General features: G+C 44.6%; 13 protein-coding genes. 8 read left to right on the top strand and 5 right to left on the bottom strand.

The genetic code is table 11. The features are described from left to right. Positions 1 to 314 precede the first annotated feature (314 nt). The gene (gene bolA / locus FKN08_RS00880; RefSeq protein ID WP_005380262.1) at positions 315 to 623 is read right to left on the bottom strand and encodes a transcriptional regulator BolA; all 309 of its coding nucleotides are present in this window, start codon (positions 621 to 623) and stop codon (positions 315 to 317) included. A 243-nt stretch (positions 624 to 866) separates the two neighbouring features. On the opposite strand from bolA, the gene FKN08_RS00875 reads away from it, so the two are divergent. The 4 genes from FKN08_RS00875 (at position 867) to FKN08_RS00860 (ending at position 4,592) form a co-directional block, all read left to right on the top strand. After that, entirely contained in the window at positions 867 to 2,021 is a 1,155-nt protein-coding gene (locus FKN08_RS00875; protein ID WP_170891060.1) for a methyltransferase, read from the top strand. A gap of 32 nt (positions 2,022 to 2,053) precedes the next feature. Further along, a complete protein-coding gene (locus FKN08_RS00870; RefSeq protein ID WP_012841484.1) occupies positions 2,054 to 2,623 on the top strand; it encodes a YajG family lipoprotein in 570 nt (189 codons plus the stop codon). Beyond that, positions 2,623 to 3,168, top strand: coding sequence for a peptidylprolyl isomerase (locus FKN08_RS00865; protein WP_012841483.1), 546 nt, complete (start codon positions 2,623 to 2,625; stop codon positions 3,166 to 3,168). The genes FKN08_RS00870 and FKN08_RS00865 overlap by 1 nt, the downstream gene beginning before the upstream one ends. Before the next feature lie 71 nt (positions 3,169 to 3,239). Further along, on the top strand, positions 3,240 to 4,592 hold the full coding sequence (locus FKN08_RS00860; RefSeq protein WP_006742554.1) for an MFS transporter: 1,353 nt from the start codon (positions 3,240 to 3,242) through the stop codon (positions 4,590 to 4,592). A gap of 63 nt (positions 4,593 to 4,655) precedes the next feature. Here the strand turns inward: FKN08_RS00860 and FKN08_RS00855 are convergent, their stop codons facing one another. Genes FKN08_RS00855 through FKN08_RS00840 form a run of 4 tightly spaced genes read right to left on the bottom strand, consistent with a single transcriptional unit; the run spans position 4,656 to position 7,892 of the window. Beyond that, entirely contained in the window at positions 4,656 to 5,315 is a 660-nt protein-coding gene (locus FKN08_RS00855; RefSeq protein ID WP_048625904.1) for a ChrR family anti-sigma-E factor, read from the bottom strand. Further along, positions 5,312 to 5,896, bottom strand: coding sequence for an RNA polymerase sigma factor (locus tag FKN08_RS00850; RefSeq protein WP_005380255.1), 585 nt, complete (start codon positions 5,894 to 5,896; stop codon positions 5,312 to 5,314). The genes FKN08_RS00855 and FKN08_RS00850 overlap by 4 nt, the downstream gene beginning before the upstream one ends. Before the next feature lie 44 nt (positions 5,897 to 5,940). After that, entirely contained in the window at positions 5,941 to 7,299 is a 1,359-nt protein-coding gene (locus tag FKN08_RS00845) for a DUF4397 domain-containing protein (protein ID WP_170891058.1), read from the bottom strand. Then, positions 7,296 to 7,892, bottom strand: coding sequence for an LON peptidase substrate-binding domain-containing protein (locus FKN08_RS00840; RefSeq protein WP_170891056.1), 597 nt, complete (start codon positions 7,890 to 7,892; stop codon positions 7,296 to 7,298). The genes FKN08_RS00845 and FKN08_RS00840 overlap by 4 nt, the downstream gene beginning before the upstream one ends. A 323-nt stretch (positions 7,893 to 8,215) precedes the next feature. Here FKN08_RS00840 and FKN08_RS00835 point away from each other — a divergent pair, with 323 nt between their 5' ends. The 4 genes from FKN08_RS00835 to csdA all read left to right on the top strand — a co-directional run bounded on the left by FKN08_RS00835 (position 8,216) and on the right by csdA (position 11,867). Further along, positions 8,216 to 9,061, top strand: coding sequence for an outer membrane protein OmpK (locus tag FKN08_RS00835; RefSeq protein ID WP_005391741.1), 846 nt, complete (start codon positions 8,216 to 8,218; stop codon positions 9,059 to 9,061). A gap of 108 nt (positions 9,062 to 9,169) precedes the next feature. Continuing rightward, on the top strand, positions 9,170 to 10,060 hold the full coding sequence (gene panE, locus FKN08_RS00830; protein ID WP_170891054.1) for a 2-dehydropantoate 2-reductase: 891 nt from the start codon (positions 9,170 to 9,172) through the stop codon (positions 10,058 to 10,060). Continuing rightward, entirely contained in the window at positions 10,057 to 10,656 is a 600-nt protein-coding gene (locus FKN08_RS00825; RefSeq protein WP_006742560.1) for a DJ-1 family glyoxalase III, read from the top strand. Before panE ends, FKN08_RS00825 begins: the two co-directional genes overlap by 4 nt. Then, positions 10,656 to 11,867, top strand: coding sequence for a cysteine desulfurase CsdA (gene csdA / locus FKN08_RS00820; RefSeq protein ID WP_170891052.1), 1,212 nt, complete (start codon positions 10,656 to 10,658; stop codon positions 11,865 to 11,867). Before FKN08_RS00825 ends, csdA begins: the two co-directional genes overlap by 1 nt. Positions 11,868 to 11,886 lie beyond the last annotated feature (19 nt).

The raw sequence follows: 11,886 nt of genomic DNA, 5'->3' as shown, positions 1-11,886 counted from the left end.
TAGTCTAGCATTTTTTAGGAACTTGATGCCATGACCAATCATTAGAATAGAGGGGTTATTTCGGTAGAATCAGGTCTAAAAGGTCAAAGAATAGTCATAACTTTGACCGATCGCACAAATGCCATATTCCATACATATCTTATGGAAAAGTCATATTCATCGCCTGAAATATCCTGCAATTTCCATTCATTTGTTGAAACACTGTTAACACATTTTTTAACCAGAATTTGTGCCACATCAATGCCCCTAAAGAATGTAAAACGAAAAAAGATGGCCTTAGCCACCTTTTCTCTGCACCTTTATATTTTGCGTCTTTAGTGACCGCCACCCATACACATAGGGCTATCAGGAGCGCCATCTTGTTCACGCTTCCACTCTTCATCAGTGTATGTATGAATAGCTAGTGCATGAATGTGGTTATCTAGCTCATCTGCCAAAATTTGATGAACTTGGCGATGGCGTCCAATCAAACGCTGTCCCGCGAACGAATCACTCACAACAATCACTTTGAAGTGACTCTCCGAGCCTGGTGGCACATTATGCATGTAGCTCTCATTAATCACTTTGAGATAGCTTGGTTGCAGCTCACTGTGTAGTTTCTTCTCTATGATTTCTTGGATCATATTCGTTCCTCATTGATGCGAATTCCATAAGTATATACCTAAGTAAAGCAGACGTGTATCACTCAAACATCACTCTCATTATTGATGCATTTTACGTTCAACTGATTTCAAAGCGCTTGACGCAATGAACATGCCTAGAGAGCGACCATCACTGAACACGTAAAATTTGACAGCTTTTTGTATCTCGACACGTCATCATTTGCGACAATAACACTTAATTTCTAAATCAACTTACATTTAGCTATGAAAACCGAACTGAATCTTCACGAGCGAAGCTTAACACTTCATCGTTTCCCAAAACGCAGCAATGAAACTCTACAAGCGTGGGATGCCGGTGATGAGTATCTTATTAATCATGTTGAAGAACTTGCTTTGCCAGACAATCAAAACATCCTCGTGATTAATGACAGCTTTGGTGCCCTCTCCTGCTGGTTTTCAGAAAAGCACCATGTAACGCTAATGAGTGATTCATTCATTTCTCATAAAGGTGTGCAGCAGAACCTTGAGCAAAACCAGTGCAATAAGGTAGCGTTTGCAACCACGATGGATCCCGTATCTTCCAATACTGATCTCGTATTGCTGCAACTGCCAAAAAGTAACCGTCACCTCGTTTGGATACTCAGTCAGTTAAGAAAAGCACTGCCTGCATCCTGCCCCGTCATTGCAGTTAATAAAGCGAAAGACATTCATACTTCAACGCTAAAACTGTTTGAAAAATATTTGGGTGAGACAAAAACATCTCTGGCCTGGAAAAAGCACCGATTAGTATTTGCTCAAGCAACGGTTGAACCAACAATTGAAGTAAGTCCTTTCACGACTTGGCGCGTTGATGGCGAAGATATCGAACTCAAGAACATGCCAAATGTCTATTCAGGAGAAAGCTTAGATTTAGGTGCGCGTTTTATGCTGCAGCACCTACCTCAAGACCCATTGGTAGATAATGTTATCGATCTCGGTTGCGGTAATGGTGTTCTGTCTGTGAAGTTTGGTCAGCTGAATCCGAATGCTCGATTAACATGTGTTGATGAAAGCTTTATGGCGCTTGAGTCCGCGAAGCAGAACCTGCTAGATAACCTTGGTGAAGATAGAGACATACAGTGTGTTGCAAACAATTGTTTGGACGGTTTTAAACACAACAGCTGCGCTATGATTATGTGTAACCCACCCTTTCACCAACAGCAGGCCATCACCGATCATATTGCTTGGCAAATGTTCTGTGATGCAAAGCAAGTATTAAGTGAAGGTGGTAAGTTACTGGTGATTGGAAATCGTCATCTTGGTTACGACGCAAAACTACAACGGCTGTTTGGCGATAAGAATGTGAAACTTATCGCTTCCAACAATAAGTTTGTGATTTTACAGGCCACAAAAAATCCTGCTAAATTAAGCGCAAAATAAGCTTTAGCAAAATAGTTAAAAGGAATAATAAAATGAGAAAATTGGTACTTGCGGCTTCGGTTGCGTTGCTTGCTGCGTGTTCAGCTCCTCAACAGCCTCAGCTGAATTTGATGCCAGAAAGCACACTGAGCACCAATCCAATTGTTCAAGGCAAGACTTACAGCTTGACCAGCAAAGATGTACGTGCAGCGCAGTACGTGGCGTTGGTGGATAACGGCCGTTCGAACATTCTTCCTCTTCATGCTAAACAGAATTTACGTATTGCGTTAGAAGAAGCATTAGAGAAGCAGTTTTCATCTCAGGGCTTCCATGCCGATCTAAACAGCAACAATGCAATTGAATTAAACGTTCAAGAAGCATTAGTTAACGTAAAACATTCGGTGATGGAAAATGAGATGGATGCGAAAGTCGTGCTTGAAATCACCGCAGAAACACCAGAAGGCAAGCTGGTCAAAACTTACACAGGCACTGCGAAGCGTTCTGGCACATTGAGTGCGTCTGATGCCGACATTGAGCAAACACTGAATGATGTAGTGACATTAACACTTAAAGAAATTGCCAATGATCCTGAGCTTCGTCAGTACATGCAGGAGCGTTTCTAATGTTACGCAAGGCAATTCTTTCTCTCGCGCTACTCAGCTGCAGCGTTTGGGCTGGACCAAAAGTGGCGTTTGAAACAACGTTAGGTTCATTTACTGTCGAACTGAATGAAGAGAAAGCGCCGATTACGGTAGCGAACTTCCTGAAATATGTAGAAGATGGTAGCTATGAAGGCACTATTTTTCACCGCGTTATTCCAGGCTTTATGGCGCAAGGTGGTGGCTTTAACCAAGATATGCAAATGGTGAAGACTTACGCTCCAATCAAAAACGAGGGTAATAACGGTTTAAATAACGACCGTGCGACGATTGCAATGGCGCGCACCAACGCGCCTGACTCTGCTACTCGTCAGTTTTTTATCAATTTAGTCGACAATGATTTTCTAAACTACGGCGCTCGTCCACCGGGTTATGCTGTATTTGGCGAGGTCACGGAAGGATTCGACATTATCCAAAAAATGGCAAAACAGCCAACTACGACGACTCGTGGTATGCGTGATGTTCCCGAGACTCAAATCGTCATCACTAAAGCAACACTACTTAAATAGCCAAAACGATAAGCCCTTTGAATAATCGAAGGGCTTTCTCTTTCAACGGCTTCATTTTATTGGATTGATTTATGTCTTCATTACCTTCCATCACTTGGTTGGAAACGGTAAAAAGTTACCTCGATAAACGACTCATGTGGGTTTTCATGTTGGGCTGCTCTAGCGGCTTTCCGTGGGTACTTATCGGTTCAAATATGTCTGGCTGGCTAAAAGACGCTGGTTTGACCCTATCCGCAATAGGCTACTTTGGTAGTGTCTTTGCGGTTTATGCAATTAACTTTCTCTGGGCGCCACTCGTAGACCGGGTGAAGCTACCAGTGCTCTATCGACTACTTGGACAAAGGCGTAGCTGGATTTTCTTCTGTCAAAGCATCGTACTCGTCGCGACGGTATTTATTGCGGGCGTGAATCCAGCAGAGAACTTGGTGTTCGCGTCTCTACTCGCCTTGTGTATTGCAACCGCATCAGCCACACAAGACATCGCGATAGATGCTTTTCGTATTGATACTTTCCCAAAATCAGAAGAATCTAAGCTGCCACAAGCTTCTGCAATGGCGGTCATTGGCTGGTGGACAGGTTATTCACTACCGGGTTATTTAGCGTTTGTTAATGCTGATAGCGTCGGTTGGAATGGCGTGTATTACGGGATGGCGGTGATAGTCGGCATTCTAATGGTCTTTACGATTTTAGTCGGTGAACCGAAGACTCAACGCGAACAACTTCAGTCTGCCGCTGAACAACGCCACAAAGAAGTGGTTGGTTCAAAAGTCGTGGCTTGGTTTACTGTGACTGTTGTAGAACCTTTCCTTGACTTCTTTAATCGCAATGGCGTCCGTGTCGCGATTACTCTTTTGCTGTTCGTTTTCCTATTCAAAATTGGCGAAGCGTTTTTGGGCAGGATGTCGATCGCGTTCTATAAAGATATTGGTTTTAGTAACGAACAAATTGGTTATTACTCCAAACTGATCGGATGGGGAGCCACTATCTTCTTTACCTTTGTCGGAAGTATGTTCAACGTCAGGTTTGGTATTGTACGTGGATTAATGATCGGCGGTATTGCTATGTCTGCCAGCAACTTGATGTTTGCTTGGATTGCATCGGTAGGCCCAAATGAGCACCTATACTTAGCAACCATAATTGTCGATAACTTTACGACTGCTTTCTCAACTGTCGCTTTTGTTTCATTTTTGACGATTCTAACCGGACAAGCATTCTCGGCAACTCAGTATGCGTTGCTTGCCTCTTTGGGCAACTTCGGACGAACGACTCTTGCTTCTTTCAGTGGAGAACTGGTGGACTACCTCAATGACTGGAGCACGTTCTTTGTGCTTACCGCTGTTATGGTCGTGCCAAGCTTGATTATGTTGTACTCGCTACGACATTACTTTGATGCTCTATTGGAAAAGGCACGTCACAAGCACTAAGAAGCGCATCAAAAAACCACCGAATTCGGTGGTTTTTGTTTTGCGAGATATAAGATAAGAGGTCTATGGGTATAGCCCTTTGCCAAACATATTAAATATACGTGCCACACCTTGAGTAAAGATCATCGGCTCAGTCAGTACGGTTAAACACAAGCAATCTTCTCCGGCCTTAGTGTAAGGGCTGTGCTTCACTGACGCGTCTCTAATCATCAAATCGCCCTCTTCATATTGGCCATCCTCATCACTAAACCCACCATGTAGGATCAATGTAGATTCTAAGCCTTTGTGCGTATGTTGAGGGATTTGCACATCTTCTCCGATGTACATTAAGCTAACACGAGCATCTTCCCCTAGATCAATCTGAGCACTGAAAACCTTGCCTCCGTAACTTCTCCATGACCCTACAAGGTCAGAGAAACGCGCTAAGGTTTTGGGAAGTTCAAAGCTCTTTCCTGCAACATTCACTGCGGCAGGATCTCGGATAACGATGTTATCTGTCGCTGGCTCCGCATTGATAATATCATTGAACATATCGTCGAATTCAGGGACATATTCAGAGGGGATGTCGCTCACGATATTCGCTTGGCTGGCTTCGACTTGGTTCACATAAGCTCGGCACTTGGTGCATGTTTCTAAATGGGTTGCGACCACAAGACCAGAAACTGCATCAATGCTTCCCGAAGCGTATGCTTCTAACAAGCTGTTATCTGGGTGTTTGTTCATAGTTGCTCCGTATGCATTGAATGCCTTAGCTTTTCTACTGCAAGCCTCAGCCTGGATTTTACGGTACCGAGGGGGATATCAAATAATTCAGCGACCTGCTGATGAGGTAGCTCCTCAAGATACACCGCTTGTAAAACGTCTCTCTGATTTTTCGGTAAAATATCTAAAAATTTAACCACCTGCTCTTTCAACATGTCTTGCTCTGGTGAATAGTGATCAACAAGATCTGGTGGATAATATTCTGACGGCCAAATGTCATCAGAATGAATGTGTAACTCCTTACCTTTCTGCTTTCTCAACAGATCAAAGCATAGGTTTCGGATTATGGTGTATATCCAAGTCGATAACGCGCTCTTTTCCCCATCATAGAGGTGCGCTTTCTGCCAAACTGTCGCCATGGTCTCTTGCACCATCTCCATAGCAACTTGCTCATTACCAACATGTTTGTAAGCGAATTGCTTCAGCTTGGGTGCGTAAAAACGGAATACAAAAGCGAATGCGTCTTTATCTCGAGCTTTCACTTTGTCCATGTAATCGTTCCAATCACTGCGCCCCAGTTTTTTTGGGCTATCACTCATCATAATCGGCCTTAATTTTAGGGAGGAGCCATCTCCTCCCATTCGTCCTAATCGGTAACGTCATCAACCAACAAGTTGAAGCCACCGTTGTTCCCATCATCAATGGCAACCACCTGATACACAACACCATTCATCACGTTGACTGGTGCTGAATCAACAGCAACCGTACTTGGATCGCCTGCCACTGTCACGGTTACATAATAGGTACCTTCAGCGACATATAATCCCTGAACGCTATCTTTGTACGCAAAATTAGCAATAGTTGGATCACTTCCATCTATTCCAGCGCTTGTAGTGAGATAAATATCCACCATTTCCGCTACGGGATTCGCCGCCGCATGTGTCACATTCAGCGTCGCGCTAGTTGCCACTGCACGTCTCATGTCTTCAACAACCAGAGGTTCGATATCAATCGCTGGGCTAACAACACCGACTGCGTAAACACTGTAATCCATTCCGCCCGCAACCATTAATCCGTCAACATCGATAATAGGATTGGTTGTTGTGCCATCCACGTAAACGTCAATATCGTAAGCGCCAGCATCGAGATCCAAATAACCACGAATCTCTTTGAACGCTAAGTCGGCAAGAGGACCGAAGGCCGCCCCGTTAACGTTGACATCGACGATCGGCGCTCCATCGACAAGATGTCCGACTCTGACTTCAGCTTGGCTGCCCATATCCTCGATTATAGAAGATCCTGAACCATCCAATACCAACAACTTAACTGGTGACGTGCTATTTGAATCTCCGGTACCGATAGCGGCAATCGTCAAGTTTGAATTAGCAGCAAGAGATATTGTGCCCGAATCAAAAGCAACGCTATCCCCAACAGCAAGTCGAACTTGGTACTCACCAGCGGGAATGTTCAATACGTCTGTAGATGCTTTATATGCAAGATTCATAAGCGGTGTCGCGCTAGCAAGATCAGCCCCTGGCTCGGTGACGTAGAGATCAACGGCAGGAACGCCAGACGCTGCATGAACAACTTGAACATCTAAACTATTGGCATCAGCCATTGAATCGGCGCTGCGAGTCACAACTAAAGGTTCTAATGGGTTTGGTGAACCATCGGCATCACCAACAACGAACACGTTGTAATTGAGGTCTGAATCGAGATCTAATTCTGTTTTAGGTATTACAGTCGCGGTTTCATCGCCTGGAAGTTGAACATCAACTTGAATTGAGTTCATACCCTCACGTAACTTCATGTAACCAGAACCCATACCATAATCAACACCTGTCAATGATGATTTATCGTTTATCCACACATTTGCAAGCGGCGCATCAGAAGACGCATGTACTGCTTGCAAATTGGAATACTCAATGGTGTCGCTGTCGGAGCCACACGCCACCAGTCCTAATGCCGCCACCATAGTTAGCGCAGCTCTGCTAAATCCTTTCATATCCTTGCCTCTTTGTTAGTCGGGGCTTCTATGGCTTCTGTCAGAAATTGCAACGCAGGAATGCAGTTCTCTGCGCCAACGAGCTGTTCGAACAGATTGCAGTCTAAAGGAAGTAATTCAAGCCAGCGCTGGGTCACCCAAGCTGAGTCATCGTAAAAACGATGCTGGTAGAGATTTCCAAGTTGAGGAAACTCTTCATAAACATGGGATAACTGCTTGCTTAAATAGAAGAAATCTGGTGAGTTGTCTGGATGTTGCCAATTTTCTAACCATTCGACCTCTGCATGGCGTAAGCCGTCCGCATCTGCACGAACTCGTTTGACAACAAAGCGTTTCTCACCAGCGACTGTAATACCAAGAAGACCATCACTGAGTGTTTCAAAATCAACGATCCTGACCAAAGTTCCGATAGATGAAACATTTCCCACGTCTTTAGGGTCACCTTCACTACCTACTAGGCAAACTCCAAAACCCACATTTTGTAGGCTGCATTCCTTTACCATTCGCTTATATCGTGGCTCAAAAATGCGCAGATTCATTTTACCTTCAGGGAGTACAACTGAAGTGAGTGGGAATAACATGACTTCTTTCATTCAAACGTCCTCTTTGATTCACCGATACATACGAATCCCTTATCACTCCGATCACTAACGATTTATGTTGGTTAATCGACTGGCTTAAAAAGTCATAAAATCGCTTACGCAAACGATCCAAATCACATATTTATTGCAATCAAATGCAACAAACAAAAAGTTCCGTAAATAAAGATAATTTCGTGACACAACTCACCAAAAACGTTCAATTTTGCACCCTTTATCACTTTCATTTGGGATTTTTATCGCTATTATTCCCGCCAATTGGAAAGCGCAGCATAGATTGCGTGTTCTGAATCATTACAAACATAGAGAGTCCCCTTATGCGTAAATCACTTTTAGCTCTTAGCCTTCTAGCGGCTACTTCAGCTCCAGTTATGGCGGCAGATTACTCTGACGGCGATATCCACAAAAACGATTACAAGTGGATGCAGTTCAACTACATGTACTCAATTGATGAAATGCCACGAGTTAAAGGCGCTGACGACAACGCTCACGATTACCTAGAAATGGAATTTGGCGGTCGCTCTGGTATTTTCGACCTATACGGTTACGTAGACGTATTTAACCTAGCGACTAAAGATAACCAAGATAAGTCAATCGAGAACGGCGCTCCTGACAAGATGTTCATGAAATTTGCACCACGTATGTCTCTAGATGCAGTAACTGGTAAAGACCTATCTTTCGGTCCAGTTCAAGAGCTATACATTGCATCTCTAATGGAATGGGGCGGTAATAACGGTGGTGTAAACAACCAGAAAATCGGTTTAGGTTCTGATGTAATGGTTCCTTGGTTAGGTAAAATCGGCCTAAACCTGTACAGCACTTACGATGGCAACAACAAAGGTTGGAACGGTTTCCAAATCTCGACTAACTGGTTCAAACCATTCTACTTCTTCGACAATGGTTCATTCATTTCTTACCAAGGTTACATTGATTACCAATTCGGTATGGATGATGATGCTGGTAACAAATTTGGTACTACCGCGTCAAACGGTGGTGCAATGTTCAACGGCATTTACTGGCACTCAGATCGCTTCGCGGTTGGTTACGGCCTGAAAGCATACAAAGAAGTATATGGCGTAAAAGACGGTCTACAAGTCGCTCCAGGTGTTGAGCTAGAATCGACTGGTGTAAGCCACTACCTAGCTGTAACTTACAAGTTCTAATTGAACCACTAAGTTTGCTCAAAAATGGCGCCTTTCGGCGCCATTTTTATTTGCTTTCCTTTTTTCCCTCATTATCCTTGCAGCAAACCTTTTTAATGAGAGCGTTTGGTGAATATCCTTATCCTCGGTCCAGGTGCGGTGGGCTCACTCTGGGCAACAAAATTTAAGCTTGCCGGGCACAATGTTTCATTGTGGGGAAGAAGTTCAGAGAGACAACAATCACTTCAGTTGGATGACACACCCGCAATCGTATTCAGTAATCAAGATATTTCCTCCGTAAATCAAGCGGACCTCATTTTGATCACGGTAAAAGCTTGGCAAGTGGAAGACGCCATTCAGCCTTTGCTTCCTCATATCAATACAGACACGATTATCATGCTGATGCACAATGGTATGGGTACTGCCTCTGCCGTGGAGAAGGTTGTGCCAAACAATCCGATAGTGCTCGCAACAACGACGCACGGCGCATACAAACCAGATAACCAACACGTATTGCATACCGGTCACGGAACAACGCAAGTGGGTGGTTATAATGACAAAGGAATGCTGTGCGCTTTTCTGCAAGATGTTATGCATCATGCCCTTCCAGAGGCCATTTGGAATCCACACATCCAATCTGCGTTATGGACTAAGTTAGCGATCAACTGTGCTATCAACCCACTGACTGCGATTCACCAGTGCAAGAATGGTGAACTTGCGAAGCCCGAGTTTAAGATACAACTTGAAAGCATCACTCAAGAACTGGTTGAAGTAATGAATAAAGAAGGTATTGCTATCGAGTTTCGCTCTCTTTTCGATACGGTAATGCAAGTGGTGAACGCCACAGCTGAGAACTATTCTTCAATGAGACAAGACGTATTCCATCAGCGTCGAACGGAAATTGATTTTATAACCGGATACTTGTTAAAGGCTGCCGAGAAACATCGCATCAATACGCCTGAGAATTTAAAACTTTACCAACGCATCAAACAAATAGAACAAAGCTGGACAGAACAATGAGTAAGAAAATCTTAGTGCCAATCGCTCCGGGCACCGAAGAAATGGAAGCCGTCACCGTTATCGACATGATGGTTCGCGCGGGTTATGACGTTACGGTAGCGAGTGCTGCTTTTGATGGCTCATTGACGATGAAAGCTTCTCGCGGAGTCACACTAACAGCCGATTGTAAACTGGTCGATATCGCTGATGATGAGTTTGACGCCATAGCGCTTTCTGGTGGTGTTGGTGGTGCAGAAATTTTTCGTGATAGCACGGTGATGATAGAAATCCTTAAGCAGCACATCTACGAGGGAAAATTGGTCGCTGCTATCTGCGCAGCACCGGCGTTGGTATTGCAACACCATGATCTTTTCCCACAATCACTGATGACCTGTCACCCGAGCTTTCAGTCACATATCCCGGAAGAGAAGTGGCGCAGCAAACGCGTGACCTTTGATATCAACCACAACCTGATCACCAGTCAAGGTCCGGGCACTGCTTTAGAGTTCGCAATGGAAGTAATCATTCAACTCTCAGGTAAAAAACACGCATGGTCAGTTGCTGAACCAATGATCCCTCTGCCTACTCTGCATTACCATAAGCTTGGTGAAGAATAATGTTTGACGTAAATGCTGTACGTGAGCAATTTCCCGCTCTAAATCAATCCGTCAACGATACGCCCTTAGTGTATCTAGATAGCGCAGCGACAACGCAAAAACCGCAATGTGTGATTGATGTCATCAGTCATTACTACAGTGCGCAAAATGCCAATGTTCACCGTGGCAGTCATAGTTTAACGGCTAATGCCACCAGCCAATTTGAAGCGGCACGAGAACGAGTGGCAAACTTTATTGGTGCAAACAGCTCTAAAGAGATCATTTGGACACGGGGCGCAACCGAAGCACTGAACTTAATTGCTCAGACTTACGCCCGCAGCACGTTACAACCGGGTGATGAGATCTTGATTAGCGAGATGGAGCACCACGCTAACATCGTGCCTTGGCAAATCGTGGCAGAGCAAACGGGCGCCAAAGTCATAAAAGTTCCAATGACATCAGATTGCCAGTTCGACATCAGCGCATTTGAGGCGCTTCTGTCTGACCGCTGTAAAATTGTTGCTTGTGCGCAAATCACCAACGTCACGGGCACACGACAACCTATCGAAAAAATCACTGAACTAGCGCACAGCGTTGGCGCGGTTGTTGTGATTGATGGCGCTCAAGGCATCGTCCATGAGCAGCTTGATTTATCGGTATCAGATATCGATTTTTACGTTTTCTCAGGTCACAAACTTTATGCGCCAGCAGGTATTGGCGTTTTATACGGCAAGCTTGAACTTTTGGAAGCCATGCCACCATGGCACGGCGGTGGTAAAATGGTTGAACGCGTTTCGTTCGAGAAAACGACCTTTTCAGCACTTCCTGGCAAATTTGAAGCGGGCACACCAAACGTTGCGGGCGCGATTGCTCTAGCGAAAGCCATTGAGTGGTACCAAAGTTTTGACCATCACGAAGTAAAGGATCATCTCCATGTGCTTCAGGATAAGGCCTACCAAGCACTAAGCGCGTTGGATGACATCCATATTCTAGGCTACCAACCGAACGCCTCTGTACTGACGTTCGTCATGGACGGCGTTCATCACCAAGACATGGCGACGCTGCTCGATCAACAAGGCATTGCGGTACGAGCAGGACACCACTGCGCTCACCCATTGATGGATGCGCTAAACGTTAAAGGCACGGTACGCGTTTCTTTTGGTATTTATAACACGGCTGAAGATGTGGATAGACTCATCGCCGCCGTAGAAAAAGCCGTCGACATGCTATAACGCCAACGGTTTGATTTGG

The organism is Vibrio sp. 1-2 (7-a), assembly GCF_013048515.1.
Taxonomy (GTDB): domain Bacteria; phylum Pseudomonadota; class Gammaproteobacteria; order Enterobacterales; family Vibrionaceae; genus Vibrio; species Vibrio diabolicus.
This window is presented reverse-complemented; position numbering and strand designations above follow the sequence as displayed.